We start from the raw sequence: 24,365 nt of genomic DNA, 5'->3' as shown, positions 1-24,365 counted from the left end.
CAACGCTACCATCAAAGCCAAGGGCTGCAATCAAAAGCTGACCGCCCGAGCTAATGGCAGGAATGGGTCGAAAGCGGACATTCGCCGTCACGGAGTAAATCCGTGACGTCGATCCGGTCGTCCTCGGCTTTGCCGGAACGCCGGTCGGCCGGCTTGCGCCATCTCTTCGCGCTGCTTCGGCGGCGCGCCGAGCGCGCCGGCGGCGCTGCGCTCGGTGGCTACAAGCGGACGAGCATCTTGCCGGTGTTGGCGCCGGTGAAGAGGCCTCGGAAGGCATCGAGGGCGCTGTCGAGGCCGTCCATCACTGTTTCGCGCTCCTTGACCTGGCCGCCGGCGATCATGGCGCCCATGTCCTGGTAGAACTCGCCGAGGCGGCCCATGTAGTCGGTGTAGATGAAGCCCTGCATGCGGATGCGCATGGCGACAACGCGCATGATGTAGCGCAGGGTCGTGGGTTCGCCCGTATTGTAGCCCTCGATCATCCCGCACATGGCGAAGCGGGCGTTCTGTCGGGCTGCGGCAAGTGCAGCATCGAGATGGTCGCCGCCGACATTGTCGAAATAGACGTCGATGCCTTTGGTCGCAGCCGCCATCAGCGACTTCACGACCGGCCCGGCCTTGTAGTCGATGACCTCATCGGCGCCGAGCGAGCGGACGAATTCGCATTTGTCCGCGCCGCCGGCCGAGCCGATGACGGTCATCCCCTTGGCCTTGGCAATCTGCACCACCGCCGAGCCGACCGCGCCCGCGGCAGCCGAGACGAAGACGATGTCGCCGGCCTTGGCCGCGGCAACGTCGAGCAGGCCGAAATAGGCCGTCCCGCCTGTCAGGCCGAGGTTGGCGAGGAATGCCTGCGGCTCGACGCCGGGGATCGGCGGAAGCTTGTTGAAGTGGCCAGCGGGCTCGACGACTTCGTCGCGCCAGCCCGCCATGTGGAGGACCATGTCGCCGGGTTGCAGCGAGGGATCGCGGCTTTCGACGACCTCGCCGACCGCGCCGCCGGTCATCGGCTCGCCGATCTGGAAGGAGGGGACGTAAGACTTCACGTCGTTCATCCGGCTGCGCATGTACGGGTCGACCGACAGCCAGCGGTTGCGGACGTGGACCATGCCGTCGTCGAGCGGCGCCAGGGCAATGTCCTTGAGCACGGCGTCGTCATTGGTCGGGATACCGGTGGGGCGGTTCATCAGATGCCAGGCGCGGGCCATTGGATGTCTCTCCTTCGTCACCCCGGACTCGATCCGGGGTCTGCCTTCGTTCAGGCTCCGTTGCAAAAGAAAAGGCGGATCCCGGGTCAAGCCCGGGATGACGAACAGGACAAAGAAAAGCCCGGCCGCATCGCTGCGACCGGGCCCTCCTCTCCCTCAGGCTTGCCTTAATAGGTGCCCGAGAAGCTCCGGTTGAGCGCGTGCGGGCCGGCTTCGCCCTGGTCGTCGCGCTCGAACAGCGCACGTTCGCGGCTGTCGTCACGCCAGCGCTTTTTGGCTTCGTCGGCCGGGGTGTCGAGGAACAGCTGGTTGCCTTCGATCCGGTCGATCATGGTGCACATCAGCGAGTGATGGGCGCCTCCGCTTTCCGGATCGCTCTTGGCAAGGATCAGGCGGTCGCCGGCGGTGCGGTCGACGGTGCCTACATGCTCACCGTCCGAGCCGAGCACTTCCATATGCTCGCGGACCTGGCCGAGCAGGCCGCGCTTTTCCTGACGCTTGCCGCGCCAGTTGGAGAAATCGTCCTCGAACCGTGAGCGGTTCTCGCGAGCATAGTCCTCATAGTCGCGATCGAGCTGGTCGATCTGCTTCGAACGCCACTCGCCATAATGGCGGTCATGATGAGCGCCGACGCCATAGAAGGACGCGCCCTGTTCCATGCGCTCCTCGGTGCCGCGGCCATAGTCGCCGGTCATCGGTCGGTAACCACGGTCGTCGCGATCACGATCGTCCCGACCGGTGAAGCGGCCGGTGTAGGGCCGGCGATAGCCTTCGTCACGGAAGCTCGGGCGGCGTTCATAACGCGAGAAATCTTCGTCGCTCATGAAGGCGCGGTCGTCGCGGCCGAAATCGCGGTCGCGGCGGAAACTGGTGTCGCGATCACGCCCAAAGGCGTCGCGGTCATGGTCGCGATGCGAATAATAGGAGCGGACATCGTCGTCGTTGCGAAGATGGCCGCTGCCGTGACGGTCGCGATCATTGCCGGACCATCCGCTCATGCGGTTGTCCTGGCGCCGGCGACGCTCGGCGTCGTCATCGCCGAACCAGCTCGCCACTTCATCGCTCGCACGGTCGAACCAGCCGCGTTCGTTGCGATCACGGTCATTGCCCCAGCTACGGTCGGAACGGTCGTCGCCCTGCCATCGGGAGCGTTCGCCACGCCAATCACGGCGCGTATCATAACGGTCATAAGCCATTGATTTTCCCTCCAAGGAAGCCGGCGCAGAACACGCGCCCGGACTGTCCAAAACAACGATTTCGGAGGGGTCACGTTCCGGTCGTAGCGACGAATGGAGGCGGCGGATGCGCCCAACCGAACGGGAGCGAAACGGAGTGGTTGCAGGGAGGGGGAAGCGCGGCTAGAGGGGCCGCCTGCCAAGGGCGCGGGGCTGTAGCTCAGATGGGAGAGCGCTGCAATCGCACTGCAGAGGTCAGGGGTTCGATTCCCCTCAGCTCCACCAGCCCCTTGATCAAGCTTCCTCGCCGACTCCCAGCAGCTCGCTCAGGCGCCGCGACAGGCTGGCGAGCGTGTAGGGCTTCTGCGCGACCGGGCGGCGCTTGTGGTGGTCCGGGAGCTGGCTTTGCTCTCCATAGCCGGTGGCGAAGATGAAGGGGACTTCCAACTCGGCGAGACGGTTGGCGATGGGGACGCTGTCGTGATCGCCAAGGTTGATGTCGAGGATGGCGACGTCCGGCTTCTCGGTCTCGATGGCGGCAATGGCGCCAAGCGCCGAAGCCTCGGTGTTCACGCGGTCCGCGCCCAGCCGGATGAGCAGGTCCTCGGCGTCCAGTGCGATGATCAGGCTGTCCTCGACAAGCAGGACATTCTTGCCGTGCAATAGCCTGGAGGCATGCTCGACCGGCGTGTGAGGTGCGTCGGGAAGGTAAATGCGGGTACCGGCGATGTCGCCCGCCTGGACGACGTGTTTGGCCGGAATGACGAAATCGGCCCGGACGCCTTCTTTCGCATAGGCGACCTTCGCCGTGCCGCCGAGGTCGTAGGGGACGCTATGTTCGATGATGGTTGTCCCAAAGCCCTTGCGCTGGGGAGGGCCGGCGACTTCCGGGCCGCTCCGTTCGCGCCAGCAGAAGTGGAGGTCGCCATTGTCGCGCACTGACCATTCGACCAGCGCTTCGCCGGTCTCGACGGACAAGCTTCCATATTTGACGGAGTTGGTGACCAGTTCATGCACGACCAGCGCCAGGGTCGAGTAAGCCTGCGGGTTGAGGAGGACGTTCGGGCCATCGAGCAGAAGCCGGTCCTTCTGCGTAGTCAGGAAGGCGGCGGCTTCGGCCTCCAGCAAGTTCTTGACCGGGGCTGGGCCCCAATGGTCGTCGGTGATCTGGTTGTGGGCACGGGCAAGGGCGTGAACGCGGCCGTCGATGACCTTGACGAAATCTTCGATCGACGTGCCGTCGGCGGGCTTGGACTGGCGGATCAGGCCGCGGATCAGCGACAGGATGTTGCGGACGCGGTGATTGAGTTCGGCGATCAGCAGCTCCTGCCGGCTGGTCGCTTCCTTGCGCTCGGCGCTGGCTTCGTCGGAGAGGCGGAGCACAACCTCGATGAGCGTGGCGCGCAAGGTTTCGGCGACGCGCATTTCGGAATCCGTGAACGGTTGCGAGCGGCCGACGACGGTTTCCTTCCATTCCTCGAAACTCTGGCGAGGCGTGAGGCGTGGACCGTTGGGGCCATATTCGACCGGCTTGTGGGGATCGCCGGCCCAGCGGACCGAGCGAATGATCTCCTGCCGGAAGAGCACAACATAGTCGCGTGGCGTCCGCGAGATGGGGATGGCGAGGAGGCCGGCGATGTGGCTTTCCTTCCCCTCGCGCGGCGGGACCAGCGAAGCGACATGGTCGGTTGCATAAGCGCGGCCGGCAGCGGTGGTGTTCAGCGCTTGGATGATGCGGGCGAATTCGCCGGTTTCGGGTGTCAGGCCGCTGAAGGCGTAATTGCCGTTGATCCAGACGCCGACGCCGTCCGCGGGGATGGCGCTGGTGAGAATTTGCGACAGCCAGTCGGGATCATTGAGCAGGGTCTCGTCGGAGGCGACGGCACCCAAGAGCTGGTCGGAAATGTCACGGGCGCGGCGCTCATATTCGACGATCAGCTTTCGTTCGCGCGCCTCGATCCGCATCGCGAACATCTGGGCGAAGAGCTCGGCCACGGAGCGGCGCTCGAAACTCGGGCATCGGGGCGAATAATGGTGGCAGGCGATGAGGCCCCAGAGCTTGCCTTCGACGACGATGGAGATCGACATGGAAGCGCCGACGCCCATGTTGCGGAGATATTCGATGTGGATCCGCGAGACGGAACGCAGCACCGACAGTGAGAGGTCGACCGGCTTCCCATATTCGTCGGTCGCCGGAAGGATCGGCACCGGCTCTGCATTGATGTCGGTGATCACGCGCAGGAGGCTGCGGGTGTACAGCTCGCGGGCCTGCTTGGGGATGTCGGTGGCCGGGTAGTGGAGGCCGAGGAAGCTGCCGATTCCGCCCTTGGCGCTTTCGGCGACCACCTCGCCGGAGCCGTCGGCCGAGAAGCGGTAGACCATGACCCGGTCGAAGCCGGTGAGGGCGCGGACCTGTCGGGCACCTTCATTGAAGAAAGCAGGCATGTCGCCAGCCTGCTCCAGCCGGCTGACCATGCCGCGGACAGTGCCGGTGGCATCGCCATAATCATGCTCGCTGCTCGGCTCGGCCTCGAGGATGATGCGAGATCCGGACATGTGGAGCGCGATGTCGAAGCACTTGCCGTTATCCTGCAGAGCCATTCGGAAGACGCGCTCCAGGGCATCAGCGCCGCGCAGCAGGGCGAGGCGGTTACGCAGCGTGTGGATCGCCTCCTTGGTCATGATGTCCGTCGCCGGCCGGCCGATCAGGCCGCGCTCGTCGACGTCGAGGAAGTCGGGCGTGTTGGCCGAAGCGTTGGAGATCATCCAGTCGGCGGTCAGGACGATGAGGAAGCCGATCGGCTGTATTTCGCCAAGCTGGTGGATCGGCTCGCGGTCGCAGTTGGTAAGGTCGACTTCGGCAGTGCGGTCAAGAACGGTCTCGGTCGTCAAAGGCCCGCCTCCCCAGCGGCATCGAGGAAAAAGGCAAAGGTCCGGCGCGCGGCCTGCTTGGCGGCGTCGAGATCGGCTTCGGAACCAAGAAGGCGATCGAGCGCGGCGACGACGTGCGGCCAGCTATTGTGCTGGCCTTCGCCGAGGAAGCGCGCGGGCAGTCCCTTGCCGACGCGCCCGCGCAACACGCGGCCCCCGAGGCGGGAGCCTTCGAGGACATAGGCGGCGCCCAGGGCCTCGGCGGTAGTGCTGATGGACGGCGGCGCAGCGGGCTGCGGCATCGGCTGGCCGAGCGATGAGAGATCGGACCTCAGCGCTTCCGAACGGCGACCTTGCTCCCAGCCGGTGACCAGTGAGGCGAGGCCGGCTGCGGCGAGCGCGCCTTCGATGGCGGGCACGGTGCGCGCTTGGAAGCCGAGGAAGCGGCCGTAATCCTCGGCCGTCGCCAGGTTCAGCTGCGACAGGCGGTCGTCGAGCTCGCGATGCACATCGTCAGTCGCGGCCTTCAACACAAAGCGATTCGTCACGGGCGATACAAGTCCACGCGGGCGGCAGTCCTTGGGCAAGGTCAGGAAAAGTGCAGTCTTAACGTCGTTAAGCGCGCGAAAGACGAGTTCGTTCCGTGTGCGCAATACCGGGAATGCTGGCGCCAGCATGGAGGCGGCGGACGCGGGAGGGTGACGCTGCCCCTATCAAAACGGGGGGTCGTCAACTTCGTCACTTTCGGCCGCTAGGCGGCGGATTTCGGCGGTTTCTGCCGGTTGGAGCGGCGAGGCGAGGGTGACAGCAAGGGTAACGCTCCCGCACGAAAAAGGGGGGTTGTTACCTTCGTTACCTTTGGGCGTTCTCACGGCTCCAAAAGTCAAAAAGAGTCGCACTCGCCTCGCGTGCGGGCATGCGCGCGCGGGCGAAGAGGTGCCCTTCGACAGGCTCAGGGCAGGTATCGACCAGTTCAAGCAGCCATGCCGGCACGCAAGACTCACCGGCGCGGCGAGCCAAGCAAATCAGTTCCTACATTGGAAGGATTTTGAGCACCTGAGCATCTTCCTGGGCACCAAGCGAACAAAAAGGCCCCGGATTCCTCCGGGGCCTTCGTTGTTTTGGGACTGGGCCCCGGCCTACGCCGGGGAACAGATTAGTCCTTGTCGTTGTCGCCCGTCAGGAACGCCGGGGCGAATTCGGGGGTTGGGCCCTCGTCGCCGCCGTTGTCGCGTTCGCGGCGGGGGCCTCGGTCTCCGCGACCTTCGCCACGGCCTTCGCCGCGTGGGCCACGGTCCCGGTCGCCGCCTTCGCGACGCGGACCACGGTCGCCGCCGTCACGGCGGGGTCCACGGCCATCGCGGCGCGGGCCACGGTCGCCACGGTCACCGCGCGGACCACGGTCGCCGCCTTCGCGCGGCTCCCTCGGCGGGCGGGTGTCGGGCAGTTCTTCGCCGGTCTCCTGGTCGACGAGGCGCATCGACAGGCGGACCTTGCCGCGCTGGTCGACTTCCATGAGCTTGACCTTCACTTCCTGGCCTTCGGAGATCACGTCGCGGACGTTTTCGACCCGCTCGTTCTTGATTTCCGAAACGTGCACCAGGCCATCCTTGCCCGGCATGAAGGTGACGAACGCGCCGAAATCGACGACGCTGGCGACCTTGCCGGTGTAGATGGTGCCGACTTCCGGCTCGGCGACGATGCCGTGGATCCACTGGCGGGCGGCCTCGATCTGCGACAGGTCCGACGAGCTGATCTTGATCAGGCCTTCGTCGTCGATGTCGACCTTGGCGCCGGTCGTCGCGACGATTTCGCGGATGACCTTGCCGCCGGTGCCGATGACTTCGCGGATCTTGTCCTTGGCGATCTGCATGGTCTCGATGCGCGGGGCGTGGGCCGACAGCTCTTCACGGGTGTGATCGAGCGCCTTGGCCATTTCGCCGAGGATGTGGGCGCGGCCGTCCTTGGCCTGGGCCAAAGCGACCTTCATCACTTCCTCGGTGATGCCGGCGACCTTGATGTCCATCTGCAGGCTGGTGATGCCCTCGGACGTGCCGGCGACCTTGAAGTCCATGTCGCCGAGGTGGTCCTCGTCGCCAAGAATGTCGCTGAGCACGGCAAAGTCCTTGCCTTCGAGGATCAGGCCCATGGCAATGCCGGCGATCGGGCGCTTCAGCGGAACGCCGGCGTCCATCATTGCAAGGCTGCCGCCGCAGACGGTGGCCATCGAGCTGGAGCCGTTGGACTCGGTGATGTCCGAGAGGACGCGGATCGTATAGGGGAACTCCTCCGCGCTCGGCAGCATCGGGTGAAGCGCGCGCCAGGCGAGCTTGCCGTGGCCCGTGTCGCGACGCGACGGAGCGCCGAAGCGGCCGACTTCACCGACCGAATAGGGCGGGAAGTTATAGTGGACCATGAAGCGCGAGTAGGAGAGGCCTTCGAGGCCGTCGATCATCTGCTCGGCGTCCTTGGTGCCGAGCGTGGTGGTGACGATCGCCTGCGTCTCGCCGCGGGTGAAGAGCGCCGAGCCGTGCGTGCGCGGCAGGAAGCCCACCATGCTCTCGATCGGACGGACGGTCTTCGTGTCGCGGCCGTCGATGCGGCGGCCTTCCTTCAGGATGGCGGTGCGGACGATGTCGGCTTCCAGGCTCTTGACCGCCTTCATGGCGACCAACTGTTCCTGGGCATCGGCTTCGGCGAAGCCTTCCTTGGCCTTTTCGCGGGCGGCGTTGAGGGCGGCGGAGCGCTCCGACTTCGAGGTCAGCTTGTAGGCAGCCTCGACGTCCTTGCCGATCAGCTTCTTGAGCTTGTCCTTGATGGCGGCCTTGTCGTCGCTCTTGGCGAGCTCCCAAGGATCCTTGGCAGCCTTTTCGGCGAGCTTGATGATCGCCTTGCAGACGTCCTGCGACGCCTTGTGCGCGGTCATGACCGCACCGAGCATCACGTCTTCCGAAAGCTCCTTGGCTTCGGATTCGACCATCATCACGGCGCCGGGGGTGCCGGCGACGACGAGGTCGAGCTGGCCTTCAGCGACTTCGGTCTGGGTTGGGTTGAGGATGTACTCGCCGTCCTTGTAGCCGACGCGGGCGGCGCCGATCGGGCCCATGAAGGGAACGCCGGAAATGGTGAGGGCGGCCGAAGCGGCGATCATCGCCAGGATGTCGGGCTCGTTCTCGCCATCGTAGGAGAGGACCTGCGCGATCACGAGGACTTCATTGTAGAAGCCTTCCGGGAACAGCGGGCGGATCGGACGGTCGATCAGGCGGCTCGTCAGCGTTTCCTTTTCGGTCGCGCCGCGCTCACGCTTGAAGAAGCCACCCGGGATGCGGCCGGCGGCCGAGAATTTTTCCTGGTAGTGGACGGTCAGCGGGAAGAAGTCCTGGCCCGGCTTCACCGACTTGGCGGCGGTCACGGCGCAGAGGACAACGGTTTCGCCCATGGTGGCGAGGACGGCGCCGTCGGCCTGACGGGCGACGCGGCCGGTTTCGAGCTTGAGGGTCTTTCCCCCAATCTCGGTTTCAACGGTTTTGATATCGAACATTTTATTTCCTTCACCCCCGCGGCCAGATGCGGCGGGGACAGCAGGGCAGACAAATCCGGTCTGCGAGCGGTGCTGGGCCTGATAATGCCCCAAGGCCTGCCGCCGAAATGCGGCGAGGCCCCGATATGCGAAGGGCGCCGCGTGGGCGCCCTTGGCGTTACTTGCGAAGGCCGAGCTTGCCGATCAGGTCGGTATAGCGTTCGACGTCCGTCTTCTTGAGATAATCGAGCAGCGACCGGCGCTTGTTGACCATCATCAAGAGACCGCGCCGGCTATGATTGTCCTTGGCGTGGCCCTTGAAATGCTCGGTCAGCGTCTGAATGCGGTCGGTGAGGATGGCGACCTGGACTTCCGGCGAACCTGTGTCGCCCTTGCCCCGGCCATGTTCCTTCGCCAGCGCGGCCTTGCGCTCCGTGGTAATCGACATCGTTCACTCCATTTCTAATTCAAAGGTTGAACCCGCGCACGACACGAACGTCGATTGCCGAAACCTCGACCAGAGCGACGGGCGTTTCGCCGTCCATCGCAAGGTGAAGCCCCGGGCTCGCGGGGGTCCCGCTCAGGTGCTGTCCATGACGGAGCAGCGCTGCCTGTTCGGGGGTGACGGGGAGGGCCGGGATGTCGTCCAGCCCCGCGACAAGCGGGAGAACCGCCCCATCAAGGGTGCGCGCCTTAGCGATTTCGGCCAGTTTGTCCAGCGATATCGCCCTTGCAAGGTCGAAGGGACCGGCGCGCGTCCGCCTCAACATGGTGACATGGCCGACCGTTTCCAAGGCGCGGGCGATGTCGCGGGCGAGGCTGCGGATATAGGTGCCCTTGGATACGGTGGCGGCGAGTGTGATTTGATCCTCCCCGGAACGGGGAGGGGGACCAGCCACAGGCTGGTGGAGGGGATCGTCGGTTTGGCTTGCGAGCCCCTCCACCGCACTGCGTGCGGTCCCCCTCCCCATCCTGGGGAGGATTTTGAGATCGTGAATCGTCACCGCACGCGGCTTCATGTCGAGCTGCTCGCCGGCGCGGGCGCGGGCGTAGGCGGGCTTGCCGGCAATCTTCAGCGCCGAATAGGCCGGGGGAACCTGTTCTATCGGGCCCGTGAAACGGGGGAGGATGGCCTCAACTTCGGCGCGCGTCGGGCGATGGGTGCTGGCGGCGACCAGCTCGCCTTCGCCGTCGAGCGTGTCGGTCTCCTCTCCGAAGCGGATCGTGAATTCATATTGCTTGGTCGCGTCGAGCATGCGGCCGGCGAGCTTGGTCGCTTCGCCGAGGGCGATTGGAAGGACACCGCTGGCGAGCGGATCGAGCGTGCCGCCGTGGCCGACCTTGGTCTTGGGCTCACCGGCTTCGCGCAGCGCCCGCTTCACCGCCGAGACGCATTGCGTCGAGCCGATGCCCACCGGCTTGTCGAGTATGATCCAGCCGCTGAGCATGATTCAGGCGTTGAGTCCGGCAACTCCAAGGAACAGCCGGGCGATGGCATTCACGATGGGGGTCACGGCCTTGGCGACGATATCGGCCTGCGGCCAGATTGCCGGGACGATCAGCAGCAAGGCGAAGAGGATGAAAAGGCTGTAGCGGCCGAGCGCATGGAAGCGGGCGGCCAGCGGCGGCGGCAACAGTCCTTCGACGACGTGCCCGCCGTCGAACGGCGGCAACGGGATGAGGTTGAAGACCGCGAGGAAGATGTTGATCAGCAGGAAGTTGATGGCGTTGCTGGCAATGAAGCCGCCGACCGTCATCGGGTCGCCTGCGCCAAGCCACAGGCCGAAAGCGAGGATGGCTGTGGCGCTGATCGCGAGCAGGAGATTCATGGCAGGCCCGGCGAGCGCCACAAGCATCATGTCGCGGCGCGGGTTGCGCATCCGGTCGGAGCGAACCGGCACCGGCCGCGCCCAGCCGAAGATGGGAGCGTGGGAGAGCGCGAGGACGATCGGCAGGATAATCGTTCCGACTGGATCGACATGCTTGATCGGGTTGAGGGTCAGACGGCCCTGGCTTTCGGCCGTCGTGTCACCGAAACGGCGCGCTACGAGGCCGTGCGCGACCTCGTGGAAGACGATGGCGATGACGAGCGGGATCAGCCAGGTCGCAATGGAATAGACGGTACTGCTCATGCGGTTTCGGACTTCCGGGGGATGTCGAGGCTGAGCTGGCGCGCCTCGCTCTCGCGCAGGCGCTCGAAGAAGTGGCGGCGGCAGAGGGCGACATAGCGATCGTTGCCGCCGATTTCGGTCTGGGCGCCGGCGGCGACAGCATGGCCATCCTGGTCGACGCGCAGGTTCATCGTCGCCTTGCGCCCGCATTCGCAGACCGCCTTCAGCTCGACCAAGCTGTCGCTGAGCGCCAGTAGCGCCGCCGAACCGGGGAACAACTGCCCCTGAAAGTCGGTGCGCAAGCCATAGCAGAGCACTGGAATCTTGATCTCGTCGGTGATGCGGCACAGCTGCAGCACATGGTCGCGGGTCAGGAACTGGGCTTCATCGACCAGGATGCAGTCGAGCCTGCGCTTCAGCAGTTCCTGCACGACGGCATCGAATAGGCTCATGTCCACGCTAAATCGGTGCGCGTCGGCACCAATTTCGAGCCGCGACGCGATGCGCCCCGCACCCGCCCGATCGTCGAGCGCGGCGGTCCACAGCATCGTTTCCATGCCGCGCTCGCGATAATTGAAATCGGCCTGCAGCAGGGTCGTCGATTTCCCCGCGTTCATCGCCGCATAATAGAAATAGAGCTTGGCCATTAGGGGCAGAGGCTCCCGGCTGGGGCAGGCTTGAAGTCGCTAAGGCGGATGGCGGCAACCTTCTGCGGCCAATGCTCGATGGCGAGGCGGCCGTTGGCGGGGACTGCGCAGCTCTTCGCGGGTCCCGCCTTGCCCTCGGCAAGGACCAGGGTCGCGCGATAAGCGTAGTCGTGCTCGCTGTTGTTGGCGATAGTCATGGTTGTGCCCATGAGAGAGCTCAGCGAGACCTTCATTTCGCCAGTCGAGGGTGCGATCTTCGCGTCCACCTTGCGGGCCTTGGCTGGCTGGCCGTGGGCGACGGCGAAAATCCAGGTTTCACCCATGTGCACGGTCAAAGGCTTGGCCGCGAGCGGCGAAGCGACGAACAGGGCCGCAAAGGAAAGAACTACTAAACGCACAGCCGTTGATTAGCGCGAAGATGTGCTCCTGCGAAGGCAGGAGCCCAGACTGGGTTCCCGCCTTCGCGGGAACACATAATCATGACCGCCATTCATCCCTCAGAATCGAAAACAGGACCGTGTCGCGGACGTGGCCGGTCCAGGTGATGCGGTCGGCGCGCATGACGCCCTCGCGGACGGCGCCGAGCTTCTTCATGGCCGCCTGGCTGCGCTTGTTGCGAGAATCGACACGGAATTCGACGCGTCGGATGCCCGAGGCGAAGGCGCGCTCCAGCATCATGTCTTTCACCCGGCGGTTAAACCCGCTGCCGCGAAGGTGAGGGCGGTAGTAAGTGCCGCCGATTTCCAGCACCTCCCGCGCTTCGTCGATGCCGAGGTAGCTCGACATGCCGGCAAGCTCATCGCCGTTGAAGAGGACAAAGGTGCGGTTGCGCGGGTTCTGGACATAGGAATCGATGCTCGCATCGAAGCCGTCCGGGCCGAAATTGTTGGCATATATCGCCCAGATTTCATTGTCCTCGGCGCAGGCGGCCTTCAGCGCATCGCGGTGCGTTTCGGTGAAAGGTTCGGCGCGGCAGCCGTCGCCCGTCATCGGCTGGGCTAGCCGATCGAGGTCGATCATCCGTCTTCCGTCAAATCCCGCGCGACGTGATCCGAACGCAGCAGCTTGTCGATATGCGTGCCTTCATCGAAGCTCTCGTCGGCGAGGAACTTCAGCTTGGCGGCATATTTCAGGCGGACGCGGTTGGCGACTTCGCGCTGGAGATAGGCCGTGTTGGTCCGCAACGCCTTCAGCACGGCTTCCTCGTCCTGGCCGAGCAAGGGCTTCACGAACACCGTCGCGTGACGAAGGTCGGGCGACATGCGCACTTCGGTGACGCTGACGAGGTGCGATTGCAGCACCTCGTCATGCACGTCGCCGCGCTGAAGCAACTCACTCAAAATGTGGCGCACCTGCTCGCCGACGCGCAGCAGGCGGACCGAACGGCCTTCGGCAGTTTCCTTGGTGCGCATCGGCTAGAGCGTGCGCTCCCTTTCTTCCACCTCGAACACTTCGAGATTGTCGCCCGGCTTGATGTCGTTGGTGTCGGCCAGGAGCACACCGCACTCCATGCCCGAATTGACCTCGGCGACATCGTCCTTGAAGCGGCGGAGCGAGGAGATGGTCGTTTTCGAGACGATGACATCCTCGCGCGTGAGGCGTGCATGCAGCCCCTTGCGGATGACGCCTTCGAGGACGAGCAGGCCGGCGGCCTTGTCGCGCTTGCCGGCCGGGAAGACTTCCTGGACCCTGGCGCGGCCGACGACGTTCTCGATGATCTCCGGACCGAGCTCGCCCGCCATCGCGCCCCTCACCCAGTCGGTGAGATGGTAGATGACGTCGTAGTAGCGGAACTCGACCTTGTTGCGCTGGGCGGCCTCGCGCGCCTTGGCGTTCGGACGGACGTTGAAGCCGATGATCGGCGCGCCGGTCGAGGCGGCAAGGGTGACGTCGCTCTCGGTGATGGCGCCGACGCCAGATTGGAGGACGCGGACGCGAATCTCGTCGGTCGAGATCTTGTTGACGGCGCTGACGATGGCTTCAACCGAGCCCTGCACGTCGGCCTTGATGACCAGCGGGAACTCGATGGTGGTCGAGGCCCTGTCCGCGAACATGTTTTCGAGGCTGACGGGCGCAGATGTCGTGCGCTTCTTGTCGAGCACACCCTGGCGATAGGCTGCGACCTCGCGGGCGCGGGCCTCATTCTCGACGACTGTCAGCTGGTCGCCGGCCGACGGCACGGCGCCCAGGCCAAGCACTTCGACCGGGAATGACGGGCCGGCCTCCTTCACCTGGCGGCCATGATCGTCGATCATGGCGCGGACCTTGCCGCTCGCGGCGCCGACGACGATGACGTCGCCAACGCGCAACGTGCCGCGCTGGATCAGCACGGTGGCAAGCGGGCCGCGGCCCTTGTCGAGCTTGGCTTCGACGACGGCGCCTTCGGCGGCGCGGTCGGGATTGGCTTTCAGCTCGAGGATTTCGGCCTGGAGGGTGATGGCCTCAAGCAGCTTGTCGAGGTTGGTTTTCTTCAGCGCCGAGACTTCGACGTCCTGGACGTCGCCGCCCATGTCCTCGACGATGATCTCGTGCTGCAGCAGCTCCTCGCGGACCTTCTGCGGCTTGGCGTCCGGCTTGTCGATCTTGTTGATGGCGACAATCATCGGCACGCCGGCGGCCTTGGTGTGATTGATCGCCTCAATGGTCTGCGGCTTCAGCCCGTCATCGGCGGCAACCACCAGGACGACGATATCCGTGACGTTGGCGCCGCGGGCGCGCATTTCGGTGAAGGCTTCGTGGCCCGGCGTGTCGAGGAAGGTGACTTTCGACTTGTCCGGCAGGCTGACCTGGTAGGCACCCATGTGCTGGGTGATGCCGCCGGCTTCGCCGGAAACCACACTGGCGCCGCGGATGGCGTCTAGCAGCGACGTCTTGCCGTGGTCGACGTGGCCCATGATGGTCACGACCGGTGGGCGGACCTTAAGCGTATCTTCCGCATCGACGTCGGTTTCCGCCTGGATGTCGACGTCGGATTCGGAGACGCGGTTGATGCGGTGACCGAACTCGGTGATCAGCAGCTCGGCGGTGTCCTGGTCGATGGTCTCGGTGATGGTGACCGGAGTGCCCATCTTGAAGAGGGCCTTGACCAGATCGGCGCCGCGCTCACCCATGCGCTTGGCGAGCTCCTGGACGGTGATCGCCTCGGGAACGTCGACATCGCGATACTGCTTGGCCGACGGCCCAACCTCCTGGTGGTGGCGCTTTTCCTTCTCGCGGGCGCGGCGGAGCGCGGCGAGCGAGCGGGCGCGGCTGTCGTCCTCGCCCGAAAGGGCGCGCGTGACGGTCAGCTTGCCGGAATGGCGGCGGTCGTCGCCGCGGCCACGGGTCGGACGGGCCGGCTCGTGGCGCTTCGGCGCATGGGCAGGGGTATGGTGGCGCGGGCGTTCGTCGGCGGCGCTGGGCTGGGCAGGTTCCGGTGCGGCGGCGCGCTCGGCCTCTTCGGCGGCGCGTTGCGCGGCTTCCGCGGCTTCCTGCTGAGCGCGCTCGGCGGCCTCTTCCTCAGCCTTGCGATTTTCTTCGGCGCGCCGCTTTTCGTCCTCGGTCGCTTCAACCTTGATACGGTCGTCGCGGCGACGCGCTTCCTCGAGCGAGGTCATGCGCGCTTCTTCGGCTTCGCGCAGCAGTCGCTCCTGAAGCTCCTTGCGGGCGGCGATATCGTCAGCGGCGCTGCGCTTCGGTGCGGCGGGCGCGGCGGCGGCCGGCTTCGGCGCTGGCGCTGCCGGCTTGGGCGCTTCAGCGGCGGGGACCGGCGTCTTCGGCGCTTCCGGCGCGGCTTCGCCCGGCTTGCCCAGGATGCGGCGCTTCTTGACCTCCACGACCACGGTGTTCGAGCGGCCATGGCTGAAGCTCTGCTTCACCTTGCCGGTCTCGACCGTGCGCTTCAGGCCCAGCGGAGGCCGGGTACCGAGCTTGGGCTTGTCCGTCTGGTCGGTCATTTGGTTCCTTCGTTCAACTCGTTACCCACGCCGGCGCCAACGGCAGCGGAGCCGCCCTCTAGCCCAGCATCGGGTGCAATGAAAGCAAGCCACCGGTCGATGGCATGGCTAACCCGCCGCGCAGCGGCAGGATCGGTCAGGGCGATATGTACCACATTTTCGCGCCCTAGCGCCATCGACAAGATGGTGCGTTCTTCGGGAAATTCCAGTCCTCGGGGACCGCCGCCGCCGACGCGCCAGGCCTGGTCGAGCTTGCGCCGCCCGTCCTCGCCGGCGTCGGCGGCGTGGATCAAAAGATGGACCTTGCCGGAGCGGGCGGCGGCGTCGATCTTGTCGTTGCCGTTGATCAGCGTCCCGCCGCGCGCTTCAAGGCCGAGACGGTCAAGGGCCGCCTGCCTTAGCGCCGATGCGATGCGGTCGCCGAGATCGGCGGGGACGGTCACTTCATTGGCCTTGAAGGCGCGCTGAAGGGCGCCCTTCAGCTTCCCCTTGGCGTTGGCGGCGTCGAGATCGGACTTGGAAACGCCGATCCAGGCGCCGCGGCCAGGGGCGCGGGCGCGGACGTCGGGAGCGACCTCCGCATCGGGCGAAAGGGCGAGCCGGATCAGGTCCTCCCGCGACGCCGTCCGCCGCGAGAGGATGCAGGTCCGCTCCGGGTTATGCGTCTCTAGAGAGTCATTCCGAGGTTTCCGCATCGGCGGCCTCCTCGGTTGGGGCTTCGTCCTCGAACCAGTGGGCCCGGGCTGCCATGATGATCTCGTTGCCCTGTTCTTCGCTCAGGCCATATTCGGCCAGCACGCCACCCTTGTCCTCGGGCCGGTTGCTCGGCTCGCGGCGGCGGGGCTCGACGCGCTTCTTCTGGATAAGCTCGTCGGTGGCGAGGTCGGCAAGGTCGTCCAAAGTGCGGATGTTCGCCTTGCCCAAGGTCACCAGCATCGCTTCGGTGAGGTGCGGAAGCTCGGCCAGCGCGTCCTCGACGCCAAGCTTGCGGCGCTCTTCGCGGGCGGCGGCTTCGCGGCGGTCCAGCGCTTCCGAGGCGCGACTCTGCAGCTCGGAGGCGATATCGTCGTCGAGGCCCTCGATCGAGGCGATTTCGTCGACTTCGACGTAGGCGACTTCCTCAAGGCTGGTGAAACCCTCGGCGACCAGCAACTGGGCGAGGGTTTCATCGACGTCCAGCTGCGTCTGGAACAATTCAGAACGCTCTACGAATTCACGCTGGCGCTTCTCGCTGGCGTCGGCCTCGGTGAGGATATCGATCTGCGAAGCGGTGAGCTGCGAGGCCAGGCGGACATTCTGGCCGCGGCGGCCGATGGCGAGCGAGAGCTGGTCGTCGGGAACGACGACTTCGATGCGGCTCTCTTCCTCGTCGATGACGACGCGGGCGACCGTTGCCGGCTGCAGCGCGTTGACGACGAAGGTCGCGAGATCCTCCGACCAAGGGATGATGTCGATCTTCTCGCCCTGCAGTTCCTGGACGACGGCCTGGACGCGGCTGCCCTTCATGCCGACGCAGGCGCCGACCGGGTCGATCGAACTGTCGTGGCTGATGACGCCGATCTTGGCGCGGCTGCCCGGGTCGCGGGCGGCGGCGCGGATCTCGATGATGCCGTCATAGATTTCCGGCACTTCCTGCGCGAACAGCTTCTTCATGAAATCCGGGTGTGCGCGCGACAGGAAGATCTGCGGCCCGCGAGCTTCGCGACGGACCGAGAGGATGAGGCTGCGGATGCGGTCGCCGACGCGGACCATTTCGCGCGGAATCTGCTGGTCGCGGCGGATGACGCCCTCGGCGCGGCCCAAATCGACGACGATGTGGCCGAACTCGACGCGCTTGACGACGCCGGTGATGACTTCGCTGACCCGGTCCTTGAACTCTTCGAACTGGCGTTCGCGCTCTGCGTCGCGGACTTTCTGGAAGATGACCTGCTTGGCGGCCTGGGCGGCGATGCGGCCGAATTCGATCGGCGGCAGCGGGTCGACGATGAAGTCGCCCATCGCTGCATCCTTCTGCAGCTTCTGTGCGCCCTTCAAATCGACCTGCTTGAAGTAGTCATCGACTTCCTCGACCACTTCGAGGACGCGCCACAGGCGAAGGTCGCCGGTGTTCGGGTCGAGCTTGGCGCGGATGTCGTTCTCGGCGCCGTAGCGGGCGCGGGCGGCGCGCTGGATGGCGTCTTCCATCGCTTCGATGACGATGCCCTTGTCGATCAGCTTTTCGCGCGCGACGGCGTCGGCGATGGCGAGCAGCTCGGCCTTGTTGGCGGTGGGTGCTGCGGGGGCTGCAGAAGCCATTGTGATCAACCTTCCGTTTGAATTGAGTCGGCGCCCTCAGTGCTGAGCGGCGCAGTGGCATTGATAAGCTTGTCGGTCAAAAGGAGCTTGGCCGACGCGATAGATTCGAAGGGCACCTCGCGCACGCCCTTCGGCGTCGCAATGCTGACAATGTTGTTCTCGATGCCTTGGATGACGCCGGACAGCTGCTTGGCGCCTTCATGCTCCACGGTGAGTTTCACGCGAGCTTCGTGACCGGCCCAGTCGGCGTAATCCGCCTTCCGGGTCAGAGGCCTGTCGATGCCGGGCGAGGAGACTTCGAGGCGGTATGCGCCTTCGATCGGGTCCTTTTCGTCGAGCAAATCAGAAAGCTTCCGCGAAATCGCCTGGCAATCGTCGAGGTTGAGCTGACGCGTTTCGCGCCGCTCGGCCATCACCTGCAGGGTCGGGTCGGAACGGCCGCCGGTCATCGCAACGCGCACGAGGTCGAAGCCCAGGGCTTTCACCTCGGGCTCGATCAACTTCGTCACGGTTGCCAGATCGGCTTCCAACTTGCGTCCTTTGCAAAACCAAACGCCACTCGAGCCGGCCCCGGGGTCCCGGAACCAGCCTCAGCATCTCAGCGATGTCGAGGAGTGGCCGCGATATAGGCCCGTCAGGTCAGGCGCGCAAGCGGCGCCGCAACTCCTTTAGAAGTAGTCGGCGAGCGCCAGCTTGCGGGTACTTCCGTCGGCCATGGTCAAGGTGACGACAGTCCCTTCCGGCCGCCACGACCAGAGGCTCAGTTGGCTGCTGGCGAACTGCGGGCCGATGGCCTGGCCGTCGATGGAAGTGATGACGTCGCCAGCTTTCCAGCCAGCGGCTTCGGCGGGCGAGCCCTTGCTGACATGGCGGACAACCAGCTTGTCGCCATCCTGGACTGCGCGGAGGCCCGAGCGGTCGCGATCGAAGGGCTGGGAGATGCGCTCGGCGATCGGGATGACGTACATGCGGCTGTTCTGGAAATCGATCATCATGCGAAAGCGCTTCAGGATCGGCATGCCGATATTACCCGCATCGCGATCGCTGTCCCGCTCGATATTCGGCGCGTCGAACTGAGCGGGCACGTCGTGGAAGGTGACGCCGGCGAAGCGTACCGTCTTCAAGGTGGCGACATGGTTGATCTGTTCGCCGCCGATGGCGCCGGAGGATCGGGTGCTGCTTTTGCGGCCGTCGAGGAGGTTATGTGCCTGCCAATAAGCGGCGCCGAGCGTCATGTAGCCACCGTTGCCGAGGTCGAAGAGCATCGGTGCGTCCGGCTGGCCTTCGACCGACGCCTGGACGACACGGAGACCGCCCTGAGGGTCGAGCGGGACGAGGGTCGCGCCAGCCGGGGGCGTAAAGGTCGCGGGATCGTGGAAGGCGATGGTCGGCCCCGACGGATCAATGTCGACGATCGACTGCAGGAAGACGTCGCGCCCGAGTACGACCGGCAGCGGAATGCCGATGCGCTTGCCGACGGATGCCAGGTCGACGACGCCGACTGTCGGCAGGTCGAGCGCCATGTTGCCGATCGCGATGCGGACGTTGTTGGCGAGGCCAGCCTCCGTCTCTCCGCCGGTGCCGACGGCGACGCCACCCTTCACCGTCTTGCTGCCGATGCTGTCGGCGAAGCCCTTGTCGAGCACACTGGAATCCGCGCCGCTGTCCAGCAGGACCTCGACGTCGCGCCCGTTGACCTTGGCCGGGATGTAAATCCGCGTGCCGGTGAACGGGTTATATTTGATCCGCCCCGTCGAATGCGTGCCGGCCGCAAAGCTGAGAGTCTTCTTGCCTTCGGGCTTGGCGAACAGCGAATCGGCGAATTTGGCGTTGGTCTCGATCGACCGGACGCGGATGGTGGAATCGAGCTTGCCGTTGCTGCGATAGGCTTCGCGCAGGAACGGAAACCGGACGCCGTTGATCAGGCGCCAATCGGACAAGCGCGTGAAGTTGGGAGCGCCTCCCGCCTTGGTTCGGCGTCCATATTGGGCGCCGGTCGCCGGATCGAGGATCAGGTCGTAGCTGTCGGCATCGCCAAAGGTGATGCGAAGGACGGCGAAGGTCTTGCCGTCGAACTGCTCGTCCGCAAGCCGCTGGACCGAAGCTCCGCCGCGAAATGCGTCGCCGAATTCGATGGCCAGGGCGCGGCGATCGTCTTCGGTTGCGTGGCGCCCCTGCGGAGTCACCAGGGCGTCGTCGCGGTTCCAGCCGTCTTTTGCCGCGTGCACCGACAGACCCTTGGTGACGCCAAGATCATATTCGTCGCGCGAACGGTTGGAACGGTCGCGCCACTCGGTGGTGGTGCCCTTGAGACCATCGGCCTCGACGTCGGCTACGAGGTGATAATTGTTCAGCGCCGCGAAGGTCTTGCCGCCGCGCCATTCGATGTAGCGGGCGACGAGTTGCGCGGTTTCCGGACTAAGCGCCTGGGCCGCGGCAGGGGCCGTCTCGGCGGAGCCAAGAGGCGCGCAGAGGAGGAGGGCGCCGAGGGGAAGGGCAAGAAACCGCATGGACATCTCCACGATAATGCGTCACGCACTATAGCATTGATTCCGCACCGGCGACAAGGTCTTCGACGAAATGCTGACTGAACTCGACAATTGCATCCTCGGTGTCATCTGGCGCGGCGGGCCGATGTCCGCCTATGGCGTACGCGCCCATTTCGCCGGATCGAGCACGGTTTCCTGGAGCTCCAGCACGGGCACGGTGTACCCGGCGATCCGGCGATTGAGGCAGTCCGGATATCTCGACGCTGGGTCGCCCACCGGCCCCCGCAAGAGTGAATTGCTCAGCCTGACCACCAAGGGCCGCAAGGCGCTCGACGACTGGCTGACCAAGGTCGGCGCCGGGTTGGGATCGGCGAGGGCGGACCCGCTGCGGACCAGGGTCCACTTCCTGTCGGCACTCGATCCGGCCGCGCGGAGGCAGGCGTTCGCCGATTATCGCGCGGCGACCCGGGCGGCGATCGCCAGTGTCGAGAAGAAGCTTGAACGGCCCGCAGGCGATATGGTGGCGAGGTCGGAGAGGCTAGGCAGCCTCGGCGCATTGGCCGAGCTCAATGCGCGCCTGGACTGGCTTCATTTGGCGGAACGGGAGCTCAGCTCGGAGAAATAGCCGCGAGCGCCTGGTTCTCCTCACGGATCCGGATCCAGAGGACAACGGCGTTCAGCACGCTGAAGAAACCGGCAACTATCGGCAGGCCGAAGACGAGTGGCAGCACGGCGATCTCGGCAATGACGATCACGTAATTGGGATGGTCGAGCCAGCGATACGGGCCAGTCCGGACGAGGGGCGCGCCCGGCAGGACGATGATCCGTGTGGTCCAGCGCTCGCCCAATTTGGCAATGACCCAGACGCGGGCGAATTGCAGGGCGATATAGAAGACAAACGGGACGATGTGGATCGCTGGTCCGGGGCCCAGCAACCAAAGCGCGATCAGCCATCCGGCATGGACGGCGACGACAAAGAAGTAGTGATCCCGGCCGACCTCATGCGCGCCTTTGGCAAGCAGCCGGCGGGTGTTGCGTTCGGCGAGGACCAGTTCCCCCAGCCTCTGCAGCGTGACGAGCGCGAGGATCAGGTAGGCGAGCCAGGTCATGCGGCTTCGAGTAGCAACCCAGCACAAGTGAAGCCCGGCCCGAAGGCGGTCATCATGACGCGCTTGGGCAAGCCGCGCCGGAGCAAGCGTTCGAGTACGAACAAAACGGTTGGCGCACTCATGTTGCCGAAGTCGTGCAGGACCTCCCGCTCGATATTGAGCTCGCCCTGCGGAAGTTCGAGCGCTTTCTCGATCGCATCGATCACCTTCACGCCGCCCGGGTGGCAGCAGAAGCGGTCGATGTCGGCGCGGGTCAGCCCAAGCTCGCCCAGCATGCCGTCGACGGCGTCGGCGAGCTCGGCCTCGATGAAAGGCGGTATGGCGCGGTCGAAGACCACGGCGAGGCCGGGGTCTTCGACGTCCCAACCCATGATCTTGAGCGTGTCCGGCCACATTCTTTCCGCCGAGCCGCCGATATGCGCGAGGCTATGCTTGCCGGATGTGACGACGGCGGCGGCGGCGCCATCACCGAACAATGCGGTCGCGACAATTGCGGCGGGATCGTCGCTATCGAGCCGGATGGAGATGGAACAGGTTTCGACTGTGACCATCAGCCACTTGCTACCGGGATCCGCGGCAGAGAGGCGCGCGGCGGTAGAGAGGCCGCTGATCCCGCCGGCACAGCCAAGGCCAAAAACGGGCACGCGGCGGATGTCGTTGCGAAGGCCCAGGCGTGGCCCCACACGTGCTTCCAGGCTCGGTGTGGCAATGCCCGTCGTCGAGACGGTGACCACGCCATCGATATCCTCGGGCGAAAGACCCGCCTGGTCGATGGCCTTGGTCGCTGCATCGATGAAAAGCTGCTCGGCCGCTTCCAGGTACAATGCGTTGCGGTCGTGCCAGCCATGGTCCTGGAGGTACCAGTCGGACGGCTGAACGATGTGGCGCTTGGCGATGCCGGCATTGTCGAAGACAGTCGAAAGGCGGTCGAACAAAGCCTTCTTGCCGCCGAAGGCCTGGCGGCCCAATAGCTTCGCCTCCGCCTGCGAGATGACGTGCGGCGGTACCGCCGTGGCCACGGAGAGGAGACTGCAACTTTGCATGCTGTTCCAAGTTCGGCCACCGGGGGCTGATGGCTACAAGGCAGGTGGTATGACCCTACGCTTTATGCAAGCCGCGATGTTGCTTCTGACGGCTTGCGGGGCTTCGCCGTCCGACGGCCAAAGCGGCGATCGGCCATTCACGGTCGCACCGGTTGCGACCTTCGATGCGCCTTGGGCCATGGCCTTCCTGCCGGGGAGCGGCGTGCCCATGACCAATGTCGCGCTGGTGACCGAGAAGCCGGGGCATATCTGGCTGATTGACGTCGGCACCGGCCGGAAACAGGAGGTCGCGGGCGCGCCAAAAGTCTTGGTTTCCAGCCAGGGCGGCCTGCTCGACATCGTGCCTTCACCGGGATTTGCGGGCGACCAGACGGTCTACCTGAGCTATTCCGAGCCGTCCCCGAGCGGCGGTAGTTCACTGGCGCTGGCCCGGGCAAAGCTAGCGGACCTGGGGTCGGCGCCGCGCCTGGATGGTTTGACGGTGCTGTGGCGCGATCCGGGCGGCGGCAAGGGCGGGCAGTTCGGCGCCAGGATCGCCTTTGCGCCGGACGGACGGTCGCTGTTCCTGACGGTGGGTGAGCGGCAGCGCTTTACGCCGGCGCAGGATGCGAGCCAGCCGCTCGGCAAGATCCTGCACCTGACGCTGGACGGGAAGCCTATGCCCGACAACCCGATGGCGGGACGCGCCGGTGCCGCAAAGGTGACGATCACCGATCCCCCGCGCGACACGCAGGCCGCGAGAAGCGCCGCCGGTCACAGCGTCGCCTGGCCCGGCATGAACAGCACGCCGGTCGAAACCTGGAGCAGCGGACACCGCAATCCCTATGGCCTCGCATTCGCGCCAGATGGCCGGCTTTGGGAGCATGAGATGGGGCCGCGCGGCGGAGACGAGGTCAACCTGATCCTGCCCGGCAAGAATTACGGCTGGCCGGTGGTTTCCAACGGCGACAATTATGACGGCGTGCCGATTCCCGACCATCGCGGCGGCGACGGCTTCGAGGCGCCCAAGGTCTTTTGGAACCCGTCGGTCAGTCCCAGTTCGATGATTATCTACACTGGCAATTTGTTCCCGCAGTGGAAGGGCGATGCGCTGATCGGGGCGCTATCGGGCCAGGCGTTCATCCGCGTCGACATCGACGGCGACAAGGCACGCAAGGCCAACCAATGGGACATGGGTGCCCGCATCCGCGAGGTCGAGCAGGGACCGAGGGGCGAGGTCTATTTGCTCGAAGACGGCGAGGGCGGCAGGTTGCTGCGATTGGAGCCAGTGCGCCGATAGCGGAATTGATGCGGGACTCGGCCTTGGCGGCGGGCCTTGGCGGCGTAGCGGGTTTCCAGCCAGCCTGACGGATAGCGGAGCCACTCGCCCGGTTCCTTCACCACCCATTCGAAATCGTCAATGTGGCGCTGCATGACCATCAGCGACCAGTTGAGATAGGTCGGGTCATCGGTCGCGAGGCGGAACTCGCCGCCCGGCTTCATCTTGGCAGCGATGAGGTCGAGCGGGCCGTCGTTGATCATCCGGCGCTTGGCGTGGCGCGCCTTCGGCCACGGGTCGGGGTGCAGCATATAGACCATGGTCAGCGACTGGTCCGGAAAGCGTCGCAGGACGTCGAGCGCGTCGCCCATGTGAATGCGGACATTGGCGAGATGCTGGTCGCGAATATGGCCGAGCGCGGTGGCGACGCCGTTCACGAACGGCTCGCAGCCGATGAAGCCGTGGTCGGGCAGCAGGTCGGCGCGGTAGGCGAGATGCTCGCCCGAGCCGAACCCGATCTCCAGGTGCAGCGGCCGGTCCTCGCCGAACAGGCGCACCGATGTGATCTCGCCTTCCGCCGGCACCGCAATCTGCGGCAACAGGGTCTCGACGAGGTCGGCTTGGCCCTTGCGCAGTTTGTGGCCGCTCGACCGGCCGTAGAGGCGGTTGAGCGTGGTCGGATCGCCGGCCTTGTGGGCAGTCAT

At 65.4% G+C, this 24,365-nt stretch carries 22 protein-coding genes and 1 tRNA gene; 3 read left to right on the top strand and 20 right to left on the bottom strand.

The genetic code is table 11. The features are described from left to right. Positions 1-218 precede the first annotated feature (218 nt). Positions 219-1,208 carry an NADP-dependent oxidoreductase gene (locus tag LZ536_RS11000; RefSeq protein WP_249848832.1) on the bottom strand — a complete coding sequence of 330 codons (990 nt, stop codon included), beginning with the start codon at positions 1,206-1,208 and terminating at the stop codon, positions 219-221. A 167-nt stretch (positions 1,209-1,375) separates the two neighbouring features. Beyond that, complete coding sequence (locus tag LZ536_RS10995; RefSeq protein WP_249848831.1) at positions 1,376-2,404, bottom strand: DUF2171 domain-containing protein; 1,029 nt, start codon at positions 2,402-2,404, stop codon at positions 1,376-1,378. A gap of 188 nt (positions 2,405-2,592) precedes the next feature. Here LZ536_RS10995 and LZ536_RS10990 point away from each other — a divergent pair. Then, positions 2,593-2,668, top strand: a tRNA-Ala gene (locus LZ536_RS10990). 9 nt (positions 2,669-2,677) lie between these two features. On the opposite strand, the gene LZ536_RS10985 is transcribed toward LZ536_RS10990, so the two are convergent. The 15 genes from LZ536_RS10985 to LZ536_RS10915 form a co-directional block, all read right to left on the bottom strand. Next, the gene (locus LZ536_RS10985) at positions 2,678-5,275 is read right to left on the bottom strand and encodes an HWE histidine kinase domain-containing protein (protein WP_249848830.1); all 2,598 of its coding nucleotides are present in this window, start codon (positions 5,273-5,275) and stop codon (positions 2,678-2,680) included. Further along, the gene (locus LZ536_RS10980; RefSeq protein ID WP_249848829.1) at positions 5,272-5,802 is read right to left on the bottom strand and encodes a biliverdin-producing heme oxygenase; all 531 of its coding nucleotides are present in this window, start codon (positions 5,800-5,802) and stop codon (positions 5,272-5,274) included. Before LZ536_RS10980 ends, LZ536_RS10985 begins: the two co-directional genes overlap by 4 nt. 608 nt (positions 5,803-6,410) lie before the next feature. Next, the gene (gene pnp / locus LZ536_RS10975) at positions 6,411-8,795 is read right to left on the bottom strand and encodes a polyribonucleotide nucleotidyltransferase (protein WP_249848828.1); all 2,385 of its coding nucleotides are present in this window, start codon (positions 8,793-8,795) and stop codon (positions 6,411-6,413) included. Between the two features lie 157 nt (positions 8,796-8,952). After that, positions 8,953-9,222, bottom strand: a complete 270-nt coding sequence (gene rpsO / locus LZ536_RS10970) for a 30S ribosomal protein S15 (RefSeq protein ID WP_249848827.1) — start codon at positions 9,220-9,222, stop codon at positions 8,953-8,955. A 19-nt stretch (positions 9,223-9,241) separates the two neighbouring features. Beyond that, positions 9,242-10,222: a tRNA pseudouridine(55) synthase TruB gene (truB, locus tag LZ536_RS10965; protein WP_249848826.1), complete on the bottom strand. Its 981-nt coding sequence runs from the start codon at positions 10,220-10,222 to the stop codon at positions 9,242-9,244. Positions 10,223-10,225: 3 nt separating this feature from the next. Further along, positions 10,226-10,906, bottom strand: a complete 681-nt coding sequence (locus tag LZ536_RS10960; RefSeq protein WP_249848825.1) for a site-2 protease family protein — start codon at positions 10,904-10,906, stop codon at positions 10,226-10,228. After that, positions 10,903-11,532 (bottom strand): thymidine kinase, encoded by a 630-nt coding sequence (locus tag LZ536_RS10955; protein WP_249848824.1) that lies wholly within the window; start codon positions 11,530-11,532, stop codon positions 10,903-10,905. The genes LZ536_RS10960 and LZ536_RS10955 overlap by 4 nt, the downstream gene beginning before the upstream one ends. Beyond that, the gene (locus LZ536_RS10950) at positions 11,532-11,930 is read right to left on the bottom strand and encodes a hypothetical protein (protein WP_249848823.1); all 399 of its coding nucleotides are present in this window, start codon (positions 11,928-11,930) and stop codon (positions 11,532-11,534) included. Before LZ536_RS10950 ends, LZ536_RS10955 begins: the two co-directional genes overlap by 1 nt. Before the next feature lie 79 nt (positions 11,931-12,009). Next, positions 12,010-12,552 carry a GNAT family N-acetyltransferase gene (locus LZ536_RS10945; RefSeq protein ID WP_249848822.1) on the bottom strand — a complete coding sequence of 181 codons (543 nt, stop codon included), beginning with the start codon at positions 12,550-12,552 and terminating at the stop codon, positions 12,010-12,012. Further along, positions 12,549-12,944 carry a 30S ribosome-binding factor RbfA gene (gene rbfA / locus LZ536_RS10940; RefSeq protein WP_249848821.1) on the bottom strand — a complete coding sequence of 132 codons (396 nt, stop codon included), beginning with the start codon at positions 12,942-12,944 and terminating at the stop codon, positions 12,549-12,551. The genes LZ536_RS10945 and rbfA overlap by 4 nt, the downstream gene beginning before the upstream one ends. Before the next feature lie 3 nt (positions 12,945-12,947). Next, positions 12,948-15,467: a translation initiation factor IF-2 gene (gene infB / locus LZ536_RS10935; protein WP_249848820.1), complete on the bottom strand. Its 2,520-nt coding sequence runs from the start codon at positions 15,465-15,467 to the stop codon at positions 12,948-12,950. Then, positions 15,464-16,162, bottom strand: coding sequence for a DUF448 domain-containing protein (locus LZ536_RS10930; protein ID WP_249848819.1), 699 nt, complete (start codon positions 16,160-16,162; stop codon positions 15,464-15,466). Before LZ536_RS10930 ends, infB begins: the two co-directional genes overlap by 4 nt. Continuing rightward, complete coding sequence (gene nusA / locus LZ536_RS10925; protein WP_249848818.1) at positions 16,143-17,762, bottom strand: transcription termination factor NusA; 1,620 nt, start codon at positions 17,760-17,762, stop codon at positions 16,143-16,145. Before nusA ends, LZ536_RS10930 begins: the two co-directional genes overlap by 20 nt. Positions 17,763-17,767: 5 nt before the next feature. Further along, positions 17,768-18,292, bottom strand: coding sequence for a ribosome maturation protein RimP (rimP, locus tag LZ536_RS10920; RefSeq protein WP_249848817.1), 525 nt, complete (start codon positions 18,290-18,292; stop codon positions 17,768-17,770). 138 nt (positions 18,293-18,430) lie between these two features. Then, positions 18,431-20,272 (bottom strand): aspartyl protease family protein, encoded by a 1,842-nt coding sequence (locus tag LZ536_RS10915; protein WP_249848816.1) that lies wholly within the window; start codon positions 20,270-20,272, stop codon positions 18,431-18,433. A 70-nt stretch (positions 20,273-20,342) separates the two neighbouring features. Between LZ536_RS10915 and LZ536_RS10910 the strand changes: the two genes are divergently transcribed. Then, positions 20,343-20,876, top strand: a complete 534-nt coding sequence (locus tag LZ536_RS10910) for a PadR family transcriptional regulator (protein ID WP_249848815.1) — start codon at positions 20,343-20,345, stop codon at positions 20,874-20,876. On the opposite strand, the gene LZ536_RS10905 is transcribed toward LZ536_RS10910, so the two are convergent. Continuing rightward, on the bottom strand, positions 20,860-21,360 hold the full coding sequence (locus LZ536_RS10905) for an isoprenylcysteine carboxyl methyltransferase family protein (protein ID WP_249848814.1): 501 nt from the start codon (positions 21,358-21,360) through the stop codon (positions 20,860-20,862). The two genes, LZ536_RS10910 and LZ536_RS10905, sit on opposite strands and share 17 nt — an antisense overlap. Further along, positions 21,357-22,403, bottom strand: coding sequence for a type III polyketide synthase (locus tag LZ536_RS10900; protein WP_283938546.1), 1,047 nt, complete (start codon positions 22,401-22,403; stop codon positions 21,357-21,359). Before LZ536_RS10900 ends, LZ536_RS10905 begins: the two co-directional genes overlap by 4 nt. Before the next feature lie 49 nt (positions 22,404-22,452). Here LZ536_RS10900 and LZ536_RS10895 point away from each other — a divergent pair, with 49 nt between their 5' ends. After that, complete coding sequence (locus tag LZ536_RS10895; protein WP_249848812.1) at positions 22,453-23,682, top strand: PQQ-dependent sugar dehydrogenase; 1,230 nt, start codon at positions 22,453-22,455, stop codon at positions 23,680-23,682. On the opposite strand, the gene trmB is transcribed toward LZ536_RS10895, so the two are convergent. Then, positions 23,622-24,365 carry a tRNA (guanosine(46)-N7)-methyltransferase TrmB gene (trmB, locus tag LZ536_RS10890; RefSeq protein ID WP_249848811.1) on the bottom strand — a complete coding sequence of 248 codons (744 nt, stop codon included), beginning with the start codon at positions 24,363-24,365 and terminating at the stop codon, positions 23,622-23,624. The genes LZ536_RS10895 and trmB overlap by 61 nt on opposite strands.

The organism is Sphingomonas alba (assembly GCF_023516555.1).
GTDB classification, from domain to species: domain Bacteria; phylum Pseudomonadota; class Alphaproteobacteria; order Sphingomonadales; family Sphingomonadaceae; genus Sphingomicrobium; species Sphingomicrobium album.
Note: the sequence above shows the minus strand (reverse complement) of the source record. Positions and strands in the feature narration are given on the sequence as shown.

Bases quoted from the DNA above. Each gene is read 5' to 3' on its own strand.
- nusA (WP_249848818.1), bottom strand. From the start codon at position 17,762: ATGGCTTCTGCAGCCCCCGCAGCACCCACCGCCAACAAGGCCGAGCTG.
- LZ536_RS10915 (WP_249848816.1), bottom strand. From the start codon at position 20,272: ATGCGGTTTCTTGCCCTTCCCCTCGGCGCCCTCCTCCTCTGCGCGCCT.
- LZ536_RS10995 (WP_249848831.1), bottom strand. From the start codon at position 2,404: ATGGCTTATGACCGTTATGATACGCGCCGTGATTGGCGTGGCGAACGC.
- rpsO (WP_249848827.1), bottom strand. From the start codon at position 9,222: ATGTCGATTACCACGGAGCGCAAGGCCGCGCTGGCGAAGGAACATGGC.
- LZ536_RS10895 (WP_249848812.1), top strand. From the start codon at position 22,453: ATGACCCTACGCTTTATGCAAGCCGCGATGTTGCTTCTGACGGCTTGC.
- LZ536_RS10945 (WP_249848822.1), bottom strand. From the start codon at position 12,552: ATGATCGACCTCGATCGGCTAGCCCAGCCGATGACGGGCGACGGCTGC.
- LZ536_RS10930 (WP_249848819.1), bottom strand. From the start codon at position 16,162: ATGCGGAAACCTCGGAATGACTCTCTAGAGACGCATAACCCGGAGCGG.
- truB (WP_249848826.1), bottom strand. From the start codon at position 10,222: ATGCTCAGCGGCTGGATCATACTCGACAAGCCGGTGGGCATCGGCTCG.
- rbfA (WP_249848821.1), bottom strand. From the start codon at position 12,944: ATGCGCACCAAGGAAACTGCCGAAGGCCGTTCGGTCCGCCTGCTGCGC.
- trmB (WP_249848811.1), bottom strand. From the start codon at position 24,365: ATGACTGCCCACAAGGCCGGCGATCCGACCACGCTCAACCGCCTCTAC.
- pnp (WP_249848828.1), bottom strand. From the start codon at position 8,795: ATGTTCGATATCAAAACCGTTGAAACCGAGATTGGGGGAAAGACCCTC.
- LZ536_RS10910 (WP_249848815.1), top strand. From the start codon at position 20,343: ATGCTGACTGAACTCGACAATTGCATCCTCGGTGTCATCTGGCGCGGC.
- LZ536_RS11000 (WP_249848832.1), bottom strand. From the start codon at position 1,208: ATGGCCCGCGCCTGGCATCTGATGAACCGCCCCACCGGTATCCCGACC.
- LZ536_RS10900 (WP_283938546.1), bottom strand. From the start codon at position 22,403: ATGCAAAGTTGCAGTCTCCTCTCCGTGGCCACGGCGGTACCGCCGCAC.
- LZ536_RS10905 (WP_249848814.1), bottom strand. From the start codon at position 21,360: ATGACCTGGCTCGCCTACCTGATCCTCGCGCTCGTCACGCTGCAGAGG.
- LZ536_RS10955 (WP_249848824.1), bottom strand. From the start codon at position 11,532: ATGGCCAAGCTCTATTTCTATTATGCGGCGATGAACGCGGGGAAATCG.
- LZ536_RS10960 (WP_249848825.1), bottom strand. From the start codon at position 10,906: ATGAGCAGTACCGTCTATTCCATTGCGACCTGGCTGATCCCGCTCGTC.
- infB (WP_249848820.1), bottom strand. From the start codon at position 15,467: ATGACCGACCAGACGGACAAGCCCAAGCTCGGTACCCGGCCTCCGCTG.